21 protein-coding genes are annotated in these 19,623 nt (G+C 55.1%); all 21 read right to left on the bottom strand.

Translation table 11 applies throughout. From position 1 onward, the window contains the following. Positions 1-634 precede the first annotated feature (634 nt). A complete protein-coding gene (locus PHLH3_RS28680; RefSeq protein ID WP_213626979.1) occupies positions 635-1,741 on the bottom strand; it encodes a glycosyltransferase family 4 protein in 1,107 nt (368 codons plus the stop codon). After that, positions 1,738-2,367 carry a NeuD/PglB/VioB family sugar acetyltransferase gene (locus PHLH3_RS28675; protein WP_213626978.1) on the bottom strand — a complete coding sequence of 210 codons (630 nt, stop codon included), beginning with the start codon at positions 2,365-2,367 and terminating at the stop codon, positions 1,738-1,740. Before PHLH3_RS28675 ends, PHLH3_RS28680 begins: the two co-directional genes overlap by 4 nt. After that, entirely contained in the window at positions 2,364-4,025 is a 1,662-nt protein-coding gene (locus tag PHLH3_RS28670; protein ID WP_213626977.1) for a glycosyltransferase, read from the bottom strand. The genes PHLH3_RS28675 and PHLH3_RS28670 overlap by 4 nt, the downstream gene beginning before the upstream one ends. Next, a complete protein-coding gene (locus PHLH3_RS28665) occupies positions 4,016-6,313 on the bottom strand; it encodes a glycosyltransferase (protein WP_213626976.1) in 2,298 nt (765 codons plus the stop codon). Before PHLH3_RS28665 ends, PHLH3_RS28670 begins: the two co-directional genes overlap by 10 nt. Next, positions 6,310-6,501: a hypothetical protein gene (locus PHLH3_RS30560; RefSeq protein ID WP_244862951.1), complete on the bottom strand. Its 192-nt coding sequence runs from the start codon at positions 6,499-6,501 to the stop codon at positions 6,310-6,312. Before PHLH3_RS30560 ends, PHLH3_RS28665 begins: the two co-directional genes overlap by 4 nt. Beyond that, positions 6,468-7,064: an ATP-binding cassette domain-containing protein gene (locus PHLH3_RS28660; protein WP_244862950.1), complete on the bottom strand. Its 597-nt coding sequence runs from the start codon at positions 7,062-7,064 to the stop codon at positions 6,468-6,470. Before PHLH3_RS28660 ends, PHLH3_RS30560 begins: the two co-directional genes overlap by 34 nt. Then, the gene (locus tag PHLH3_RS28655; RefSeq protein ID WP_213626975.1) at positions 7,061-7,843 is read right to left on the bottom strand and encodes an ABC transporter permease; all 783 of its coding nucleotides are present in this window, start codon (positions 7,841-7,843) and stop codon (positions 7,061-7,063) included. The genes PHLH3_RS28660 and PHLH3_RS28655 overlap by 4 nt, the downstream gene beginning before the upstream one ends. Further along, positions 7,840-9,297, bottom strand: a complete 1,458-nt coding sequence (locus PHLH3_RS28650) for a hypothetical protein (RefSeq protein ID WP_213626973.1) — start codon at positions 9,295-9,297, stop codon at positions 7,840-7,842. The genes PHLH3_RS28655 and PHLH3_RS28650 overlap by 4 nt, the downstream gene beginning before the upstream one ends. Before the next feature lie 2 nt (positions 9,298-9,299). Continuing rightward, positions 9,300-10,388: a DegT/DnrJ/EryC1/StrS family aminotransferase gene (locus PHLH3_RS28645; RefSeq protein ID WP_213626971.1), complete on the bottom strand. Its 1,089-nt coding sequence runs from the start codon at positions 10,386-10,388 to the stop codon at positions 9,300-9,302. A 15-nt stretch (positions 10,389-10,403) separates the two neighbouring features. Continuing rightward, positions 10,404-11,495 carry a GDP-mannose 4,6-dehydratase gene (gene gmd, locus PHLH3_RS28640; protein WP_213626969.1) on the bottom strand — a complete coding sequence of 364 codons (1,092 nt, stop codon included), beginning with the start codon at positions 11,493-11,495 and terminating at the stop codon, positions 10,404-10,406. A gap of 27 nt (positions 11,496-11,522) precedes the next feature. Further along, entirely contained in the window at positions 11,523-12,956 is a 1,434-nt protein-coding gene (locus PHLH3_RS28635) for a mannose-1-phosphate guanylyltransferase/mannose-6-phosphate isomerase (protein WP_213626966.1), read from the bottom strand. 495 nt (positions 12,957-13,451) lie between these two features. After that, on the bottom strand, positions 13,452-14,600 hold the full coding sequence (locus PHLH3_RS28630; RefSeq protein ID WP_213626964.1) for an integrase: 1,149 nt from the start codon (positions 14,598-14,600) through the stop codon (positions 13,452-13,454). After that, entirely contained in the window at positions 14,597-14,806 is a 210-nt protein-coding gene (locus PHLH3_RS28625; RefSeq protein WP_213626962.1) for a hypothetical protein, read from the bottom strand. The genes PHLH3_RS28630 and PHLH3_RS28625 overlap by 4 nt, the downstream gene beginning before the upstream one ends. Before the next feature lie 75 nt (positions 14,807-14,881). Beyond that, positions 14,882-15,088 (bottom strand): hypothetical protein, encoded by a 207-nt coding sequence (locus tag PHLH3_RS28620; RefSeq protein WP_213626960.1) that lies wholly within the window; start codon positions 15,086-15,088, stop codon positions 14,882-14,884. Then, positions 15,081-17,000 (bottom strand): DNA cytosine methyltransferase, encoded by a 1,920-nt coding sequence (locus PHLH3_RS28615; RefSeq protein WP_213626958.1) that lies wholly within the window; start codon positions 16,998-17,000, stop codon positions 15,081-15,083. Before PHLH3_RS28615 ends, PHLH3_RS28620 begins: the two co-directional genes overlap by 8 nt. Next, positions 16,997-17,458, bottom strand: coding sequence for a DUF2528 family protein (locus PHLH3_RS28610; protein WP_213626956.1), 462 nt, complete (start codon positions 17,456-17,458; stop codon positions 16,997-16,999). The genes PHLH3_RS28615 and PHLH3_RS28610 overlap by 4 nt, the downstream gene beginning before the upstream one ends. Positions 17,459-17,513: 55 nt before the next feature. Further along, on the bottom strand, positions 17,514-17,723 hold the full coding sequence (locus PHLH3_RS28605) for a hypothetical protein (protein WP_213626954.1): 210 nt from the start codon (positions 17,721-17,723) through the stop codon (positions 17,514-17,516). Then, positions 17,720-17,986 carry a hypothetical protein gene (locus PHLH3_RS28600; protein ID WP_213626952.1) on the bottom strand — a complete coding sequence of 89 codons (267 nt, stop codon included), beginning with the start codon at positions 17,984-17,986 and terminating at the stop codon, positions 17,720-17,722. Before PHLH3_RS28600 ends, PHLH3_RS28605 begins: the two co-directional genes overlap by 4 nt. Before the next feature lie 59 nt (positions 17,987-18,045). Next, positions 18,046-19,008 (bottom strand): hypothetical protein, encoded by a 963-nt coding sequence (locus PHLH3_RS28595; RefSeq protein ID WP_213626951.1) that lies wholly within the window; start codon positions 19,006-19,008, stop codon positions 18,046-18,048. Between the two features lie 71 nt (positions 19,009-19,079). Further along, on the bottom strand, positions 19,080-19,430 hold the full coding sequence (locus PHLH3_RS28590; protein ID WP_213626949.1) for a hypothetical protein: 351 nt from the start codon (positions 19,428-19,430) through the stop codon (positions 19,080-19,082). Between the two features lie 52 nt (positions 19,431-19,482). Continuing rightward, a complete protein-coding gene (locus tag PHLH3_RS30750; protein WP_280527444.1) occupies positions 19,483-19,611 on the bottom strand; it encodes a hypothetical protein in 129 nt (42 codons plus the stop codon). Positions 19,612-19,623 lie beyond the last annotated feature (12 nt).

Genomic DNA, 19,623 nt, shown 5'->3' with positions numbered 1-19,623 from the left:
AAGGAGTATTCGGCGGGAATGTATGTGCGTCTAGCTTTCGCCGTGGCGACTACCATCACGCCCGAAGTGTTGATCACCGGCGAGACTCTTGGGGCGGGGGCGCCTATTTCCTCGGCAAGTGCATCCAGAGGATGAAAGCGCTCACCTGCCAGGGCGCGACGATTCTGTACGTGTCCAATTCCATCAGCTCGTTTCGGATGCACTGTGATCGCGGTAACTGACTGGAGAGTGGACGGGGTCGCCAGGATGGCCCACTGCTGCCAGTGAGCAAGGCCTATCTGGCCAGTGTTCGCGAGGAAGAAGAACGAGGAGTTCGCGCCAAGAGCATGTCGCTGACCCGGGGTCGGCTATCCCTCTGACTTCGGCTGGAGGGCAGAACAGCCTGCTGCGCTTGATTGGGTCAGAGGGTATAGCGCGCTGTGGCAGGTGAGCGACTTTTGCGCAGTGGGAGTACTTAATATGGCGGAGCTGGAGTTATCACTGTGCTGAAAAAAAGGGAGAATTGAATTTCCCAGTTAAACTGACTGAGGCCGATAGTTGCCTATGTCGCCAGGAATTTGGCTCTGATAAAAGTGGACGATAGGCCGCTCTATATCGATCGCTGTATAAGCAGGGCTGCGCGGGATGAATAGAGTTACTTGACTAGGCTTTTGTATAAATCGACGTATGACTGAACCATCTGATCTGCAGTGAAGTTCTGCCAGTACCTGGCTTCAGCTTTTTTTCCCATTTCTGCTGCAAGCTGCGGATTATTCCATAAGCGATACATTGCGTTGCGAAGTGCTAGTGGGTCACCCGGGGGTACTACCAAACCAGTTTCATCTGCAATGTTGATAAATGTAGTGCCTGTACCTATCTCGCTGGAAATCATCGGCTTACCGTACATGGCGCCTTCGAGCAATGACACACCAAAAGCTTCCGAGCGTAAGTGGGAAGGGAAAACCACACTATAGCAAAGCGCTAGTAGCGCGACTTTATCTTCTTCTGGGAGTCGGCCCAGGAAGTGGACATTATTCAAACCTAAGCGAGAGGCTTGAGCCTTAAGCTCTAATTCGATAGGTCCAGCGCCAATAATCACAATCGGATAGTCAGTTCCCTGGGCCGCCTCCATCAAAATATGCAGCCCTTTGTAGTAGCGAAGAACACCCACAAATAGAAAAAATCTATCGCCTACTAAAGTGCGCCAGTATTCTAGCCGCTCACTGCTCGGGGTTAGATAGCTATTTTTATCCAGACCAATAGGAATGACTGAAACTTTCTCTTTAAATTTTGTCAATACATCACTGGTGGCGAAATAATTGGGTGAAGTCGCTACTATGTGATTTACATTGTTCAGAAAAGCTGATTTTAGTGGGCGATATACTCGAAGTAAGTTTTTTTGCCGGATTATATCTGAGTGGTAGGTCAATAGCGTTGGCTTTTTGACTCGGGTCAGAAAGTGCACCATGTCCATGAACGGCCATGGGAAGTGATAGTGAATCAGATCCGCCTTTTTTGATAGCGAGGCAAACATGGATACTGCAGCCATAGAGAAGCTAGTAGAGGCTATGTGGATATCCAGTTTTGCACGGTGAAGCATATATCCGTCTATTTTCTGAGGTGGGACAGCGTGTGTCGAGGTCGTAAGGATATCGACTTCGACACCTAGTTTGTTTGCGCCGCGAGAGAGCTGGGAGATGACTTGTTCAACACCACCAACACTATCCGGTAGTGCGGTCTTGTAAAAAGAAAGAACTCTCATTTGCTTGCTTCTTCGATTTTTCGAACAGGTACCCCGACGTATGTGCCTGGGGAGGATATAGGCCTGTTGACAACACCACCGGCGCCGACAGTTACTCCCGCCGTGACTGAAATTCCATCTATTATCGTTGCCCCGGCACCGAGCATTGAGAACTCACCCAGCCTGCTTCGACCAGCAATCGTGGCATGGACGGAGATATGCGAGAAATTCCCAACAATAGATTCATGCTCAATAACTGCTGCCGTATTTATAATGCAGCCGCAGCCAATAATGGTCATGGGTCCTATGTGCGCGTGATGGCCAACAAGACATCCAACTGAAAGCGAGCTGCCTGCTCCCAGGGTGGCATGCGGGGAAACCAACGACACGGGGATGACCCCCAGTTCCTCCATGTCTCGGAACTGTTGGCTTCGGCGGAGGTTGTCGCCAGCTGCGGGTATAACGTCCCACTGAGACCAGTCGATGTTTTCTGTCGAGACTTGAGTGGGGTGGCCCAAAAAATTCTCTTCTGGGCGTACATTACTGTCTACAAAAAGAAGCTCATCATAGCCTGCACAAAGGGCTACATCGGCGACGCTCCGAGCATGGCCGCCGAAGCCTAGTATCACCAGTTTTTTTCTTCTCATTCCGTACGGCTCTCTGATTCCGCCGAAATGCGGTCTAGTGCAGCTACATATTCCTTAGTTACATCTACCCAAGTGCGTTCTGAAAGCCTTCCGTGGACCGCCAACTGAACAGGTAACAGTGCATCTCTGTTAAGTATTGCCCACTCGATTCGTTCTGCACAGGAGCGCCAGTCGTAAGGATCGAAAAGGGTGACTCTTTGTAGTTCGGGCTCGGAAAGAACCTCTTCCGTAACAGGGATGCGGGCCATGACGACAGGCGTCCCCACGGACAGCGCTTCACTGAATGTGAATGGGCATCCGCCCTCACTCAGGCTCGGGTTCACAGCGAGATCAGCTAATTTGTAGCAGGCAGCTAGTTCGGCGACGCTAAGGCCAGGTAGAAATATGACATCGCTTTCTAGACGATGGTCTACCACAAAGCGCCCGATTTCAGGAAAGTCACTAGGATTACCCGTCAGAATCAGCTTGTGCCCTAGATAGCGCTCGCGCAGGAGGTATTTATAGGCGCGAAGAAGTAGCATTACATTCTTGTTTGGCCGCAGTTGGCTAGCATAAAACAAGAAGCGCACGTTTCCATTCAGAAATGTTGCCGTGTAGTGAGGGTTTGTGCTTCGCTGTAGTGCCACCCGTAATAGAGTCTGGCAGTAGTAGCGTGTTGTTGTTTCGGTGTCTGAGAAACCATTGATCCGCACCCGAAGGCTCAAGTCGCTCGGAGCATGTTTAATAACAGTTATGTTAGATGCCTTGACCGCATATTCGTCAACGAGTGTTTGCCATTTGACCGAGTCACTGTAAGTGACAAAATTCTCTGATCCTTGTATGGAGCGCTTTATGGCGTCAAATGTGTTGAGAAAATGATCGCCGCCCAGAGAGGCAAATCCGCTGGGGAACTCTCTCAATACGACATCAGGGACACACATTAAGCGTGGTGCCCTAATGTTATTGAAGGATGGCCAGAAAGCAGTGGGGCTATACCATGCTTTGACATTCGTTAGAGAATCGATTGCCTGCTGCATGCGTTGGGTCTCTGCTTTCTGCATCTCGTCGTAGAGGCGCAATACCCAGCCATCTTTTTGCGGTGTCGCCAGTATCCTCGTTAGCCTGGCGACTAATGTTGACCAGCGTTTTGTAAAGGGGGACAAGATTCGTCCCGCCCCCATCTTGAATGCACGCACCCCGATAGCAAAAATAATGAACGGAGAGACGATCAGTCCGAGTAACAGTAAGGGCGGAACTATAATTAGTATTTCGCCTAAAAATACCCCCAAAGACAGAGGGCCATAAATGGAAACCATACGGGTGGTCAGTCGCAGCCACAGAGACTCAATTGTCGCTTGTATCTTCAATGTAATCCGCTGGCGCTTGCTTAGTTTTTGGCGTGCTCTAGCACAGAATGCCCGCCAAAGCTCAAAACAGTACAGTATGTAGGGCTGACCCTTAGGGGAAATTATTTCATACTGTTTCTCGGGTACCTGCTCCGCATCGAATAAAATGCGAAGCATTTCTCGTGACCAACTTGGGCATATTATTGTAAAGCGAACATCCTCCAGCGAGGCAGCTCCTTTTAGCAGCATGGCAAGATGCCGTCCAAGTCCCGCTGTTCGTAAATCAACGGTAGGAGGATAAGCGAGATAAATTCCGTAATTTTTCACAGGCATGCTCTGATCTCCTGCCAGTAGGCCTTTGCATGAGCGTCCAAACGCTGTGCAATTAACTGCTCCTCGTTGGGTAATAGAGTACGCCTTGACTCAGCTTCTTCTTCCATTACCTTGAGTTGTTCGGCCATCTGTCTAGGGTCGTTCGAGTTCATCCAAGCGAGACTTAAAGAGAATTGCGCATCAATTTCGCGCATTGCTGGATAGTCACTACTTAACGCAGGGATTCCAAAGCACGCCGCCTCGATTACGGCGAATGTGCCGTTATCAATACGCCCTGCATGCCAAAGAAAAGCTGCCCTGGTCAGCGTGCGCCTATATTGAGTGTCAGGAAGCTCTCCCAACCACTTCACACGCTTTCTAAGTTTTTTACTGCGCGAAAACACCTCGGCCATTGCTTTTAGATGAGGAAGTTCACTTGCGAGCAATTTCTTCGTATTAACACCTGTAACACGACACTCGAGGCTCCCGTCGAGTTCTTCGTAATAGATTTGCAGTGCCTCTGCGGCATGAGTGTGGTTTTTGTGCGGGGCAGCATTTGTTGTCCAGATGAAATATCCACCGCTCGCGATATTGCTGCTAAAGCGCTCAATGGGGAACTCTGGGGCTAGCATGGGAACCTTGTTCACCCTTCTTGGGTCCAATCCGGCATATTGCAACGCATCTTGGCGAGTGAACTCAGTTGTTACCAATACCTTTTCAGCGGACCGAGCCGAAGCAAGGAAGGGCTGATCGGCCCCATGGGATAGGAGGTCTTCGTAACGCTGCAGGTAGTCGTACACCATCAGAGTGGTTGGTTTCAGGGGAAGCAGAGGGTGAGACAAGCGATCACTTACTACAAGCCACAGGTCGCAGTCCATTGCTTGCCGAATGCCATCGTCAGGAACCATATAGTGAGGACTTGATGGCTCCCACCCAGCGTAGTCCGCGTAGCGCATCGCGCGCTTCGCTTCTGCACCGGATAGATACTTCCAGTTGAACGGACGGCGTGTAATTGACGATGGCAGATCATTGAACTCTGATTCCGGATATTCCTTAGGATTATCAAGGTGGAAAAACACAACGTCAGCATCTTCACCACATTGTCGACTACCCAAATGCAGGGCACGTGCGAGTGCAATCGCTCCCCGCAAGCTTCCGCCCCTATAGGCGACGGGAAGAATAACGGCGATACGTTTAGTTCGTGCTACTGCCGGTCTTGACGCGTTGTCTGCTCGCCACTGTGCCAGCTCATCTGTGATTGTGGAAAAGCTCTCTCGCCAAATAGGCTCGCAGTTCCTTGCCTCCATGGGATTAAGTAAGACAGCTTGGCTGGCACGGATCTTTTCAATAAGACTCCAGTCATCTGAAAGGATTTGCTTAAGCTTTCGCTTTGCTTCAGCAAGAGTCTTGCAGCGTCCTGGTAGATTGATACCACCCATTTTGTCCAGCATGCCACCGGCCATGAAGACCAGCGGCATCCCATTCCGGATAGCTTCGAAGGGGTGGTAGTGGATGTGGTTAGGCTCTTGGGAGTGATAAAACATCACTCGACTTTGTGTCATGTTGTATGCATGTTGCTCATTAGAAACATAGCCGAGAACGTCTTTATCATTCACATGAATTGGTTGAGCTCCTCCAACCCGGTAGGGAAGTTCGCCCATCAGGTATTTGAAATCACTATAAATACGGTTGAAATATGGAGAGGAGCCGATCCTAGGACAAACAAAAAAGACCAGACGCTCATTGCCCTCCCAGCGATCTGTTACCGTAGCATTGTTGAGGCCGACCGGCATGTGAAGGGAGCGCTCTTCAATATAGGGCTCTTCAATGTCGGCAAGATGCTCATATCCCATTCCAAACCAGAATCTTTTCCCGCATCTATGGATGGCGGACTGCAGTGGCTCTTTGCCGATCTGTCTAATTAGTTTTGAATAGGTTTCTTCGCCTCCGAGCCCAAAAGCTCTAACTACGATCGCCCCTCTAAAATTGCGGCAAGCAGAAAGCATCTGCTGAGGGAAAAAACCAATAAACGCTATGTCAAAGTGCCGGTTAGCAACCGCCCATGCCTCCTCGCTTGGCTCTTCATACCAGTTTTGCCCGTTGAGCAGCTCTATCTCTTCTGGCGATAGATCTATTTGATCATCATGCTCGTAAGTCACGCTGGCCGACAGATTGCCTTCATCATAGGGAAAGGACTTTGGAAGGTATAACTCCTCAATGCCGAGGCTGGAAAGTTGTCGAATTTCAAATTGACGCAGCGTTGAGTGGTTCAGCAACCACATCGCCCGTAAAGGTTTCTCGTGGCTCATTTGAGATTGTTCACTTTCTTGTATTCGTTGATTGCGTCGCTTACCTGGCCATCGAAGATGATTTGTCCCTGATGGAAAACAAGACCGCGTGTGCAGAAATTTTTCAATGCTGAAAAGTCATGCGAGGCCAGCACCAGAATTTCTGCATCCTCCACTAATTTGGCGATGCGGCTCTTCGCTTTGGCCATGAAATTAGCGTCACCCGCTCCGATAACCTCATCAAGTAAAAGGACGTCCCCCCAACTGCGGTGGAGATGGCAAATGCGAGTCTGACTTGCATACCTGCAGAGTAGGTTTTGATTGGGTAGTCGATGAACTCGCCAAGACCAGCGAACTCTACAATCTCTGCCTCCCTTTCGCGGACAAATCCGGGAGCTAGCCCCAGCAGCAAGCCACGGTAGAGGATATTTTCCCGGCCAGTGGCGTCAGGTTCAAATCCCAAGCTTAGATCAAACAGAGACCGCACCTGGCCTTTTACCTCAATCGAACCACTTGAGACGGGGTAAAGGCCCGCTACCGTTTTGAGAAAAGTACTCTTGCCGGCACCGTTGTGACCAAGAAGCCCAATACGTTCTCCTCCTTTGATTTCGACAGTCACATTTTTTAGTGCGTGAATATCATGGACTTTTTTCTTGGGATCTTGACGTTGAAAGAGGCCTGCAAGTGCCGCTTTTAGTGAACGCTCTTTGAATGCCAAGGATGCATAGAATAGATCAACTGACTCAAGCCGAATGAAGGGTTGCTGTTTCATAGGTAAAAAATAACCTTGCGCTCTGCTTTGTAACCGACGATCAGGGCCAGTAGCAAAAAAATCGCCGCAGCTAGGGCTGGGAAAGCGTAGTTTTCGAAAGTGGGCCACTCCCCATTCAGCAAAGGCGCGCGCACCAATTGCAAGAGATGATAGATAGGGTTGTAGTCGACCAGCCCATCCAGTCCGCCTTGACGGAACAACTTTGTTTCAAAATAGACAGGTGATATAAACCACAGCGCCTGCATGATTAAGCCTGTTGCATGAGGCACATCACGAAAGCGCGTGCCGATATAGGCTAATAGCGTTGAGAGTGGCCAAAGAATAAGTGCAAGCATTGGAAAAATACTGAATGCTGCTAGCCAGGGCCAACCAAAATGCTCAGGCAGCACTATGGCTGACCATCCTAATAGAGCCAAGCTTGCCAAAGCTAGGACAATCAAACTTGTTAACACAGTGCGCAAGGTATAAATAGCGAGCGGGTGCCTGCATTGCTTAATGTAGGCGTCGGCTTGAACAAAGGACAGCGAGCCACCAGTCACGCATGCAGTTATACACTCCCAGATTATGATGCCGGATAGAATATATGGAGCATAGGTTATGATGTCTGTATTGAATAATTTACTGAAGACAACGGCGAGCAGAGCGGTCATGCCGAGTGGTTGAATAATTGACCAAAGCAACCCGAAAAATGAACGTCGCCATCTGGAGCGTAAATCTGCCAAAGATAGGTGAATCCAAAAATGACGTGAGTACCAGACTCCCGAAAGATAACTAGTCATGCGACTGCCTCCGTGAGGCACACCGATGCACCAGTCCAGCGAATTCCCAGTCCTTCATCGCAGCGTTTAAGTCCAAGAGCTTCAGCTTTTAATGTAATGACCTGATCGCCATTAATTGACAAGACTGCATCTTGAGGAGAGGTTGCGAGATGCAGCGTACCAGCTTGTGGGATACCCCCCATGTAGATTCCCTCCAATAATACCCAGCTGTTTCCATCATGAGTCCAGACGGTTAACGCTGCAGAGTCTTCTATGGGCTGTATTAGCAAGGCGGCCATATGAGTATCGGCACCAAGCCCTTTATAGCCAATGACCGCTGAGACATGGGCTATTGGGGTTGATTCAATAGAGTATGAGAAGGTTAATAGCGTGTCGTTTGTCGACTTTCTTATGGCTAGGCAGAGTTGATCAATCGAGGACCTCCTTGCCCCATCAATCCATGCTTCCGGCGAGCCAAATACCACTTCAAACTCGTCCCAGAGATGTCTTGTCCGAAAGGCGATGGACGCCGTATTCATGCGGTGTTGTGATTGATCAATTCGCACGTCTTTTGAAAGTAACGATTGAAGACCCTTGAACGGAGATCCATGATGTGCATGGTCAGGAGTATCTAGCAGCCGAACTTCGTTTATTGCCCCATAAGGACCTAGGCAAAGATAGTCATCTGCTTGCCATGTGTGCCTGTCCAATATCCAGATCCCACACATTGAGCTTCGACGCAGATCGCGGCCTGTCTTTTGGCTTTCACCTACGATTACATATTGTTCTGAGGCGGCGAGGCCACGGGTATAGACAGCAGAACCTGATTCCCAGAGTGCCTGTTTCTCATCAAGGTCAATTAGGCTACCGTTCTCACTATGGCAGCTTATACGTTGGCCTTGATCTGTAATCCAGATGTTGTGAAGGCCGGTCCTTTTCCCTAGTGAGTCAATCTCTATCAACTCGAGATCGGGATAAGAAAAAACAGCAAGCTTGGACCCGCTGCTGTGGGCATGTGCCATGACATAGAGCCGCTCGTCCTTAAGGTATACGGAGTTTAAATGATCTCCTATCGGCTGCTCCAGCGTAAGTCTATCCCAACGTGCTGAGCTTATGCCGGCCTCTTGGAAATGAGTGGGTTTAGCTGGGTCCAAGACGGTGACGACGTTGCGGCCGGTATTGGCGCAGATAATCCGACCGTCCGTGGCGCAAAGAATTTGATGAGGGGATGAAAGGAATTTTCTGCTGTCTGTTAACGCATGTGATAGCCAGCCGCGTTCTGACTGAGCGTAAGAGGCGATATCCACGAGGGTGGAGTTGTCGACCCCGGAGTGGGAAAGGACTAGCCCATCACCGTCTTGAAACCAAGAAATGCCATAGTATTCAGGTCGATGGTGCTCTAAAGGCTGAACCTGTCGGCTTTGTAGATCGACTAGGAGCAGCCAGCTCGATGTGGCGACTAGCACATAGCGCATATTTAGCTCCAGCCGGGGAAGTTGCGCATTGCTTGGATTACTTGCGAAACATCCTCGCGTGTGAGGTCCGGATAACTTGGGAGGTTTATGCCGCGGGAGGCGAGCGACTCCGCTATCGGGAAAGACTCATCGGTTGAGCAGTGGGGTAGGGTGTGGGCTGGGTAGAATAGGGGGCGCGTCTCAATACCCGCTTGCTTGAGATGTTCACGGAGCAGTTGGCGAACTGCAGGTTGATCTACCGCAACTGAAAACATCCAGTATGAGTGTCTAGTATCCGGCTGCTCCTGATGAGTCTTCAGCGGTAAGGCTGAAAGTCCCTCTTGATACCACGTCGCGATGATGCGTTTTTTGGCTAAAATTTTATCTGCTTGTTCAAGTTGAGCTAGCCCGATTGCGGCGCAGATATTTGTCATCCGGTAATTATAGGCCACGGTGTCATGCCAATACTCGCGTGCCTGCGATACGCCTTGGTTTTTAAGATGATACGCTTTATCGAGGATGTGCTCTTCTTTCGTGATGACCATGCCACCCTCGCCGGTGGTGATGGTTTTGTTACCAAAGAAGCTGAAAGTTGCTATATCCCCGAAGGTGCCAACATGTTGCCCCTTGTATAAAGTGCCGAAGGCTTCCGCGCAGTCCTCTATAAGATACAGCTTATGCTTTCTGCAAATGGCTGTTATCGTATCCATGTCACAAGGGAGGCCATACAAGTGCACGGCCATTATCGCTTTCGTCTTAGCTGATAGCTTCCGTTCAATATCCTCTGGATCAATCTGCCAAGTGTCCTCTAGCGAGTCGACAAAGACGGGGGTGGCGCCGGTCTGTAGAATTGTATTTACTGATGCGATGTAGGTGAGAGTGGGTACTATCACCTCATCGCCCGGGCCAATTCCAATGGCTTCAAGCGCAAGGTGAATGGCAACGGTGCCGTTAGACACAGTGGTCGCATGTTTCGCACCAATATAATCAGCAAAACCACGCTCAAAACGACCTATGAACTCTCCTTTTGAGGATATCCATGTGGAGTCCAGGCATTGGTTCACATACTCTTTCTCTCGCCCTGTAAAGTGAGGTTGATAGACTGGAATCATCTTATTTACCTCCATTTACTCGTGGTAATTAAAGTATTTGAAGCCGTTTTGTTTCACGAGTTCATCTCGGTGTGCCTCTTTCATGTCTTCATGCATCATTTCAGCGACAAGTTCTTGGAATGAGGTTGCTGGTGTCCAGCCGAGCTTAGCTTTGGCTTTTGTTGGGTCGCCCAGCAGTGTTTCAACTTCAGCAGGTCGATAGTAACGCGGGTCTACGGCTACGATGCACTTCCCGTTTGCAGCGTCAAAGCCCCTTTCTTCTTCGTCTTTTCCTTCCCACCGGATCTCGATGCCAATCTCTTTTGCCGCTAGCTCTACAAATTCTCTAACAGAATGTTGTTCGCCGGTAGCGATAACAAAGTCCTCTGGTGTTTCCTGTTGAAGCATAAGCCACTGCATCTCGACATAATCACGAGCATGGCCCCAGTCTCGTAGCGCATTCATATTGCCGAGGTATAGGCACTCTTGCAGGCCCAGCTTTATACGTGCCAATGCGCGGGTAATTTTGCGAGTCACGAAAGTCTCTCCCCGAATGGGAGACTCGTGGTTGAATAGAATCCCGTTGCAGGCATACATACCATACGCTTCGCGATAATTCACGGTTATCCAGTAGGCGTACATTTTGGCCACGGCATACGGCGAGCGTGGATAGAATGGTGTTGTTTCTTTCTGGGGGGTCTCTTGGACCAAGCCATAGAGCTCAGAAGTTGAGGCTTGGTAGAAGCGGGTCTTCTTCTCTAGGCCAGCAATGCGGATGGCTTCTAGAATGCGCAACGCGCCCAAGGCATCAGAGTTTGCTGTGTATTCAGGTTCTTCAAAGGAAACTGCAACGTGGCTTTGTGCGGCCAGATTGTAGATTTCGTCTGGTTTAACTTCCTGAACTATACGAATCAAGCTGGAGGAGTCGGTAAGGTCCCCATAGTGAAGGGTTAGATCGTAGCCTTTGCTGTGGGGGTCATGGTACAAGTGGTCGATTCGATCCGTATTGAACAGGGAGGCGCGTCTTCGTATGCCATGGACTTTATATCCTTTTGTTAAGAGAAATTCGGCCAGATAAGCACCGTCTTGCCCTGTGATCCCTGTGATTAAAGCAATTTTTTTGTCCATGTAATACTCACTTAAAGCCAAGCTAAATTAATTGGTGCGCCCATATAAATCTTCGAAGCGGACTATGTCGTCTTCTCCGAGGTAGTCGCCGCACTGCACTTCGATTAATACGAGATTTATAATTCCGGGGTTTTCAAGCCGGTGTTTATGGCCCGCACGTATGAAGGTGGACTCGTTAGCAGCGAGCAGCATTTCGCTTTCGTCGTTTACTATTTTTGCAATACCGCTGACAACAATCCAGTGTTCACTTCGGTGATGATGCATTTGGAGAGAAAGTGAGGCTCCGGGCTTGACTACTATACGCTTTATTTTAAACCGATCACCTTCTTCTAAAGTGGTGTAAGTGCCCCACGGGCGGTGAACAGTTCGGTGCCTGATATAGGTCTCATGCCCGCTTTGCTTTAATTGCCCTACGATATGTTTGACGTCCTGCGCTCGGTCTTTGTGGGCAATAAGCAATGCGTCCGTTGTATCCACCACCAAAAGATCCTCTACACCGACCAGTGCTGTTAACCGGTCCGGGCTGTGGACAAAATTGTTGGTGGCGGCATGATTCAGGATGTCGCCTGTTAGTCGATTGCCTTTTTCGTCAGGCTCGACGAGGGCGCTCATTGCCGACCAAGAGCCGATATCACTCCAGCCGATCGAGCAGGGGATGGTGGCAACTTTCTCAGAGTGCTCCATCAACGCATAATCTATAGATATGTCGGGTACCTTACTCCAGAGTTCAGGGTCTAGCCTTAACCGCTGTTCGTTGTTTTGAATTTTGGAGGCAGATAGAGCAGTTTCAACTGCCTCAAGAACGTCAGGTGCATGGCTTCTCATCTCGCCAATGAATGCTCCGGCCTGGAAGCAGAACATCCCAGAGTTCCAGTAGAAGTTTCCGGCTGCACAGTATTTTTGCGCACTACTGAGGTCAGGTTTCTCTATGAAGCGCTTGACTATCATTCCGTAAGCCGCGCTTCTTCCGATATCAGCTTCAATATACCCAAAGCCCGTTTCGGGGTGAGTTGGTTCGACTCCAAAGGTTACCAACAAGCCTTCCTGCGCGATCAAAGACGCACGGCGGGTAGCTTCGGCAAAACTCTCCTCATCCTGTATTAGATGATCGGCGGGTAGTACTAACATGGTGGCCTGTGGGCCATGGTTGCGCTCAAGGTATAGAGCCGCACTTGTTATAGCCGCGGCGGTGTTGCGACCCATTGGCTCGAGGATGTAGTTGAGCTTACATTCCTGTGGGTTCTTGGCTGCTGAATAAATATCTTCAGTGATGAAGAAAAGAGATTGATTGGTTACTGTCAGAATCTCTTTAGTGCCATTTAATTTCGAGGCTCTTAATAGAGTTTTCTCTAACAAGCACTGACCGTCAGGTAATTGCAGAAATGGTTTGGGATGATCTTCGCGCGAGGCAGGCCAAAGACGGCTGCCGGCGCCGCCACATATGATCACTGGATAGAGCATATATCGTCCTTGAAGGCGCCATTCCTAGCAGTCATATTCACACGTGACTCGCTAGCCATGGCTGCGCACCGTTGGGGTCTCTTGGAGAGAGTCAGATAGGAGCGGTTAGGTTGCCGAATTCTAAATGGGTCTTTGGCATGTGGCTAGCTGGTACCTTGCTGATTTCCCTGTAAGTTTTTGATGCAATTCATCTCAGCGGGGAAGCTTGGGGGCCGGTCTGACCCGCGGTAGCGAGGGTCAACCATGAGCTGGACCGAGCTATTCGCTTCACTCATTCCAGACGCCTAGGGGCAAAAAAAAACCCCGCATCACCGCGGGGCTTTTTCATGTTTGGTGCCGGCACCAGGAATCGAACCCGGGACCTACTGATTACAAGAAAGATGCTTTCTCCTTAATATTCAGCTATTTAGCTGATTCCTTGTTACGTAACGGGTACGCCAAAAGCCGGATTCCATGCGGAGTCCGGCGGCCTTGTTACGTAGGGGAATGGCTGTTTTAGAGCGCTGAAGCCGGTACGGTCGGGACGCTGAGGTCGTAGATGTCGAGCATCGATTCGTCCCTGTGGCCACTGGCTTGCTGCTTGTCAGCTCGGTTGCCGGGGGTGTCGGTGATGCCCCGGCGCTTCAGGTCGTGCAGGCCGAATCGTTGCTCGGAAGTGATGATTCCAGCTTCGATTGCAGTGGTGATGAAGCGTTGCCACGCAGAGTCCAGGCCAGACTTACTGAGTTTCCCGCCGTGCTCTGCAGTGATGATGAAACGTTGCTCGGGCAGCCTCGGCTCGGCGGTGCCTCTGGCCTGCCATATGTCCGCTCTCCGCTTTTTCGCCGCTTCCCATGCTGAACGGAGGCGGGGCGTCCACTGAACGATATTGTCTCGGCTGCCCTTGCGCCGGTTTGTGAGCACGCCTTCGGGCAGTTCGTTGGCGTCGGTCAGAGTCACTACCTCGATACCGCGTAGGCGGCACAGGTATGCGAGCTCCATCACCAGGCTGAGGTGTGGTGGTACGGCGCCTTTCTGGCCACGCTTCAACTTCCCCAGCTCCCGGGCCCGATCGATCAGGCGTTGCATAACGGCCGGTGCCGGAAGCCGGCGTTGTTTTCGTTCGGTCGGCGACTCAATCCCCAAGGCAGGGTTCACGTCCAGGTAGCCGCGATTCCTGCCCCACTGCATCACGAGGCGGATGTAGCGCAAGGCGTGGGCAGCCTTAGATGGCGTGCCCTCATCGGCGATGCTGTCGATGATCCGCTGGATCAGCGCCGGGGTGAACTTGCGGACGGCCAACTCGCCTAGTGGTTTCTGCAGCTTGGTGGGGATGTTGACCAGGATGTCGCGGCAGTAGAGATAGTCGGCCTGGGTGCCTGGGGTCAGCCGCTTGAACTTGGAACTGTCGTGGTACTGCTTACACAGATAGTTGAGGCTGTCGCGGTCGGTACCGGTGCGCTCTTCCATGATTCGGTGCAGTTCGGAGAGGGTCGCCAGACTGGTCGCGATGTTCTGCCGGCGCTGGCGGCCGGCCTCGTCCCGGAACGATGTGTACCAGGTGCCTTTACCTCGGTGGTCATAGAAAACGGCCGCTGGGATAGCGGCCTGATCGATGTGTTTGGGGATATGCGGATTGTGCTGACGCTTCCTGGATCGCCTCATAGAATCTCGACGCCGTACTGCTCCTGGTTGCCGGCCTTCAGCCCGCCGGCTTGGTTTATCAGCTCTACCGTGGTCCAGGGGCCGTTGCGCCCCCGGAAAATGCGGATGCCCTGCTCGTGCAGGGTCCGCTCCACGTCCGCCCGGCGGGCATAGCCGGTGATCCGCTTGAGATCTTCGAAGGTCAGCACACGGGATGCCTCGCTCATAGCCAGGCCTCAAGTGTACCGCCCGCCGCCTGCGGCCATCGGCGAGAACAGTCGGGCCAGGCCTCTCGCCAGCTCTTAGCCATGATCCCCCCTCAGCCATTCGCGGCGAATGCCCCATTGCGTGCGCATCTCAGCAACCAGCTTTTCGACAGCTGCCGCCCCGCGCTTTTTCTCGAGTTCAGCCTTCAGCTCGGCCACCTTCTCCGGCGTGATGTACCCACGCCGGAGCCAGTGCCGGGCCTCGCATTCCAACATGTGTTGGCGCTCGTCCTGGTCAACCATGCGCAACTTCCTGCTGCGCGACGCTCAGCCCCACGGCCACCGGCCGCACCCACACCGGCATGCTGCTCAGGATGAAGGTCTCGCCCAGTTCGGCCAGCAGCAGGGTGGTGCCCATTACGTGGGCGATCGCCTCGGCCGCTGCCGGCGGAACGGCGTTGCCGATGCGCTCGCGCCAGTCGCTGTCGCTGAGTCCGTCCAGTTCCAGCTGCTCTTCGGGGTCGACCAGGCTCTGCAGGGCGGCCAGCTCCAGGGTGGTGAAGGGGCGGTGCCAGGTGCCGTCGAGCGACTGGATGATGCAGGTGAGGCGTTCATCAGCCGCCGGCATGCGCGGGTCGGCGACGCTCCAGCGGCCGTTGTCGCAGCGCGCGCTGGCGGATACGGCGCCGGCCGGCTGGTCGAAGCCCACCACGCCGTAGTGGCCGCCGGTGAGGTAGTTGTCGCCCTTGCTGCGGTGCAGCGCCCGGGGATCGGCGATCGACAGCGCGCCGCTGGCCACCTGCTGGGAGCCGGTTACGGTGCCGGCGGTGCTGGACCACGGAACCACATTCAGCTTCCGGCTCGATGCGCCGGCGTGCCAATTGAGGTAGCGGGGATCGGCGACGGCCTGCCCGCCTGCCGTGGGCGACTGGCCGCCGGTTACAGTGCCGGCGTGCTGGTCCATGCCGACGACACGAAACACGTTGTTATGGCGCACGCCGCTCGGGCGCGGATCTGCCACGGCGAAGGCGCCCTGGCCGGTGGTGCTGGCCGCGATGACAGTGCCGGCGTGGTCGTCCCAGTCGGTGACCGGGTATTTGCCGAAGCTCTGGCCACGCGGGTCGGCAACTGCGAACTTGCCCTGATTCGGCCACTGCTGACCGCTGATGGTGCCGGTGGAACCGTCCCAGCCGACCACGCCATAGTTCTGGCCGTGGTTCCAGTTGGACGAAGGCTGTGCTCGAGGATCTGCGACCGAAAAGGCTCCGTTGGTTGGGCTGCTGCGACCGGCAATGGTGCCCATGCTGTCATCCCAGCCGTGAACTCCCATGTAGCCGCTACGGTAGGCCGGTACGATCACCAGGTCGCGCAGGTAGCCGTCCTCGATCGCCAGCTTGTTCAGGCTGCGCCAGTCGCCGCCGGCTTCGACCAGGGCGAGACGCACCCAGGTCTTCCACTGCAGGGACGGAACGCGGTGCATCGGGCCGGCGGCAGCGATATCGCCTGCCAGCGGCATGCGCCCGAGGATGTCGCCCACGGCGCGCAGGCTCTTCTTCTCCGGCTCGTACAGGAAGGGCGGGACTTTCTCGACGTGGCGCGCCACCAGCAGGAAGCGTTTCCGGCTCTGCGCCAGGCCGCCCAGCTCGCCGCAGTCGTGGGTGGTCTCGGCGACCGCGTAGCCGAACCCGCCCAGCAGGCTGTTGATCTGGTCCAGCAGGTGCCGGCCACGGGTGGCCAGGCGCGGGACGTTCTCGAACACGATCAGCGGCACCGGATCATCCGCCCAGGCCTCGCCCATCAGCCAGATGCAGCGCAGGGTCAGCTCGTTGAGGGCCTGGTACTTCGGCGTCGCGCTCATCTTCTCGGATAACAAGCCAGAGGCGCCCTTGCAGGGACTGGAGATGAAGACGGCGTCAGGGCGGATGCCGCGCGCGGCGCGCCGGACATCCTCGGGGGTCGCTTCGCGCCAGCCGGCCGGCGGCTCCTTCCCGTGGAATCGTACGTACTGGTCGCGGGTGAACAGGTCCAGCAGGGTGCCGGGCACGCCGGCCAGGCGCTCGAAGTCGCGCAGGCCGGCGGGGTCGACGTCGATGCCGCCCAGGCATTCCCAATGCGCCTGCAGGTTGCCGACGATGGGCTTGGCGCGGTTGAAGCCCTTGGCGCCGCCGCCGAGGCCGCAACAGAAGTGGAAGTGGTAGAGGGTGCGCTTGATCATGCCCCCACCTCCGCCAGCGTCACGCTGTCGTAGTTGATGGGCGCAACGCTGGCCCCGATGCAGCGGATGCCGCACCACCCGTAGGGGTCGCCGTTGTCGTTGCCACCCCACCCTTCCTGGTCGTGCATGTCGGCCGTCCACAGCTGCCCCGGGTTCGGGTCGCCGTCCGGGCTGATGGTGTTCGGGCCGAACCCTGCGCCGCCCTGGTTGATCATGGTGCTGATCATCCACATACCGAACAGGCGGACCACGGCGCGCACGGCGTCGCCGTCCTCCAGCTCAATGAACGCGTTGGATTCTGACCAGAAGTCGGTGATCAGTCCGGCCCGCTCGGCGGTGAGCTTGTCGAGGTCGACCTCGAGCAGGACCCAGTCGTTGCCGAACTCTTCGGTGACGCGGTACAGCTTCAGGTTGCGGGCAGCTGTGGGCACCTGGCCCGGGAGCTGGTTGGTTTGCATGGTGCTTCTCCTTGGGGAGGATGCCGGCGGAGTTGCCGCTCTGCCGGCTCCTGGTTCAGCGCGCGAAACGGCGCGGCTTGTTCTCACGGATGGCGGCCATCTCGGCCATCTTGGCGGCCCACTCCACCGTCATGCGCTTCTGGCGCGCGCGGCTGCAGGCCTGGTGTTTGCGGGTGGAGCGGGCCCGGCCACAGACGTCGCAGATGGGGTTGAGCTCCAGCTTGCTGGCGGCCAGTGCAGGCCGGGTGCGAGCCACGGTGGTCATTGGCCGGTACCCAGCAATGCGCGGGTGAGTGCGTTGCGCTCTCCTTCCCGGGTGACGTCGCGCAGGTTGGTGCTGATAAGCCGGCCGTTGCCGGCACGAATCCAGGCGACGTTGCCTTCGATCCGCTCAACCTTGCCCTTGCGGGTGCTCATTTGGACGCTGCGGCCGCTGCTACGTACCGCGACGTAAGAGACCGTTTCGCCGACCTTGATGGGGTTCGTGGTAGCCTCTGCCGCGCTGACTTCTTGGGGGTTCACTTGCATGGTGCTTCTCCTTGGGGTTGGTATGGCCTCGGGGGGTTGCCGCCCTCCGGGGCCTTCTCTTATGCCGCCACGTAACCGGCGGCGGTCTTGCTCAGCAGTCCGGCCTCGGCGGCCTTCTGCATCAGCCTGGTGGCCTTGTCGCTGCCTATCCGCATCACCTTGGCGACCTGCCGCACTGCCACCTTGGTTCCGCTCTCCGTACTGCCGATGAGCTGGAGCAGCTCGGCCGGCAGGCCGTCGATGGCCACGGTTTCCCGCTCCGTTACGGGTCGTTCCTGCCGGCGTTCCTGGGGCTGTTCCTGTTTCGCGGTTTCTGCGACTGAGGCGTATTCCTGGGCGGGGGAGGGGCGCAGGGCGGAGAGGATCAGGGCAGGCACGATCTCCAGCGCGGCGGCAAAGCCGAGGCAGAGCAGGGTGGCCAGTTCCAGTGGCAGGCCAGCGGCCTTGGTCGGTCGAGCCAGCAGGGCGGTGAGTTCCTGGGAGGCGAGGTCACGGCGCACCTGGGCGCGGTCACGCTCGGCGTCGATGCGCGCCATGGCGGCGGCTTCCAGCTCCAGGGCGCGACTTACCATGCCGCGATCGCGCAGCGCGCTGGCCTGTTGGTGGACGACCACCGCCTCAGCGTCGAGCTGCTCGATGCGCGCGGCGTCGGTGTTGCGCTGCTCCACCAGGTCGAGCCGGCGTTGCTCTTGGCGCGCCTGGTGCTCGGCGCGGCTGGTGATGATCGAAGACATGAGTCGGTCATAGCTGGCCCAGCCGGAGACGCCGCCCAGGGCCAGCGCGCAGGCCATCATCAGCAGCGCGCACAGGGTTCGGCGCATGCCCAGCAGGCCGAGGGCCAGCGGCCAGGCCACATACTTGAACAGGTCCAGGACCACGGCGGCCGAAGCGAACAGAGCGGCGAGCAGGGTGTTTTCGATCAGTGCTGCGATCGCCAGCGCCACAGAGGTGGCGGTCACGCCTGCCAGTGCGGCGACCATGGCCAGAAGCGGCAGGCGGTGACGCTGTTGCAGGTGGTGCATGGTGCTTCTCCTTGGGGGCAGGCCCTGCCGAGTTGCCGCTCGGCGGGGCCTTCTTCCGTGTGGTGGTGCAATCAGGTGAGCCGCATGGGCTTGTCGTCGACCAGGACGTAGAAACTCACGTCCCGCAGGGCATACAGGCCTCCCGGGCCGCCATGGACGACGAAGTTGTCGTAGGGGGCCTTACCGACACGTACGGGGAACAACTTGTCGGTCTGGTGGGCGTACTTGCTGGTCTTCTTGATGCGGGCGTAGAGCTGTTGGCCAGCAGGGCGACAGCCGGCTTCGCCATGGGCTGCCTCGAAGCCGAGCCAGGCGCTGCGGGTCTCGAGGTGAAGGAAGTCGCCGTAGCAGGTTTCGGTCAGGTCGTAACCGCGCGGAACCGCCCAGGCCTTGAAGGCGAGCTGCAGGTTGGCTTTCTCCATGGTGCTTCTCCTTGGGGATGGTGCCCGGGCGTTGCCGCGCCCGGGTGGGGGGTTAGCTGAGGACTGCGAGCAGCAGGTCGGGGCCGAGGTTGCCGAGGGCGATCAGCAGCGCCAGGGCGATGGCGCTGCCGAGCAGCGTGAGCAGCAGCTCGTGGGAGTGGGTGTCGTGTTCGTCATGCATGGTGCTTCTCCT

Source organism: Pseudomonas sp. Pc102, from assembly GCF_018408275.1.
GTDB lineage: Bacteria > Pseudomonadota > Gammaproteobacteria > Pseudomonadales > Pseudomonadaceae > Metapseudomonas > Metapseudomonas tohonis.
The sequence above is the reverse complement of the archived record's forward strand: the minus strand, read 5'-3'. Positions and strand labels throughout refer to the sequence as shown.

Excerpts from the sequence above, each read along its gene's own strand:
- PHLH3_RS28680 (WP_213626979.1), bottom strand. The coding sequence starts at position 1,741 with ATGAGAGTTCTTTCTTTTTACAAGACCGCACTACCGGATAGTGTTGGT.
- PHLH3_RS28675 (WP_213626978.1), bottom strand. The coding sequence starts at position 2,367 with ATGAGAAGAAAAAAACTGGTGATACTAGGCTTCGGCGGCCATGCTCGG.
- PHLH3_RS28670 (WP_213626977.1), bottom strand. The coding sequence starts at position 4,025 with ATGCCTGTGAAAAATTACGGAATTTATCTCGCTTATCCTCCTACCGTT.
- PHLH3_RS28665 (WP_213626976.1), bottom strand. The coding sequence starts at position 6,313 with ATGAGCCACGAGAAACCTTTACGGGCGATGTGGTTGCTGAACCACTCA.
- PHLH3_RS30560 (WP_244862951.1), bottom strand. The coding sequence starts at position 6,501 with ATGGCCAAAGCGAAGAGCCGCATCGCCAAATTAGTGGAGGATGCAGAA.
- PHLH3_RS28660 (WP_244862950.1), bottom strand. The coding sequence starts at position 7,064 with ATGAAACAGCAACCCTTCATTCGGCTTGAGTCAGTTGATCTATTCTAT.
- PHLH3_RS28655 (WP_213626975.1), bottom strand. The coding sequence starts at position 7,843 with ATGACTAGTTATCTTTCGGGAGTCTGGTACTCACGTCATTTTTGGATT.
- PHLH3_RS28650 (WP_213626973.1), bottom strand. The coding sequence starts at position 9,297 with ATGCGCTATGTGCTAGTCGCCACATCGAGCTGGCTGCTCCTAGTCGAT.
- PHLH3_RS28645 (WP_213626971.1), bottom strand. The coding sequence starts at position 10,388 with ATGATTCCAGTCTATCAACCTCACTTTACAGGGCGAGAGAAAGAGTAT.
- gmd (WP_213626969.1), bottom strand. The coding sequence starts at position 11,495 with ATGGACAAAAAAATTGCTTTAATCACAGGGATCACAGGGCAAGACGGT.
- PHLH3_RS28635 (WP_213626966.1), bottom strand. The coding sequence starts at position 12,956 with ATGCTCTATCCAGTGATCATATGTGGCGGCGCCGGCAGCCGTCTTTGG.
- PHLH3_RS28630 (WP_213626964.1), bottom strand. The coding sequence starts at position 14,600 with ATGAGGCGATCCAGGAAGCGTCAGCACAATCCGCATATCCCCAAACAC.
- PHLH3_RS28625 (WP_213626962.1), bottom strand. The coding sequence starts at position 14,806 with ATGAGCGAGGCATCCCGTGTGCTGACCTTCGAAGATCTCAAGCGGATC.
- PHLH3_RS28620 (WP_213626960.1), bottom strand. The coding sequence starts at position 15,088 with ATGGTTGACCAGGACGAGCGCCAACACATGTTGGAATGCGAGGCCCGG.
- PHLH3_RS28615 (WP_213626958.1), bottom strand. The coding sequence starts at position 17,000 with ATGATCAAGCGCACCCTCTACCACTTCCACTTCTGTTGCGGCCTCGGC.
- PHLH3_RS28610 (WP_213626956.1), bottom strand. The coding sequence starts at position 17,458 with ATGCAAACCAACCAGCTCCCGGGCCAGGTGCCCACAGCTGCCCGCAAC.
- PHLH3_RS28605 (WP_213626954.1), bottom strand. The coding sequence starts at position 17,723 with ATGACCACCGTGGCTCGCACCCGGCCTGCACTGGCCGCCAGCAAGCTG.
- PHLH3_RS28600 (WP_213626952.1), bottom strand. The coding sequence starts at position 17,986 with ATGCAAGTGAACCCCCAAGAAGTCAGCGCGGCAGAGGCTACCACGAAC.
- PHLH3_RS28595 (WP_213626951.1), bottom strand. The coding sequence starts at position 19,008 with ATGCACCACCTGCAACAGCGTCACCGCCTGCCGCTTCTGGCCATGGTC.
- PHLH3_RS28590 (WP_213626949.1), bottom strand. The coding sequence starts at position 19,430 with ATGGAGAAAGCCAACCTGCAGCTCGCCTTCAAGGCCTGGGCGGTTCCG.
- PHLH3_RS30750 (WP_280527444.1), bottom strand. The coding sequence starts at position 19,611 with ATGCATGACGAACACGACACCCACTCCCACGAGCTGCTGCTCACGCTG.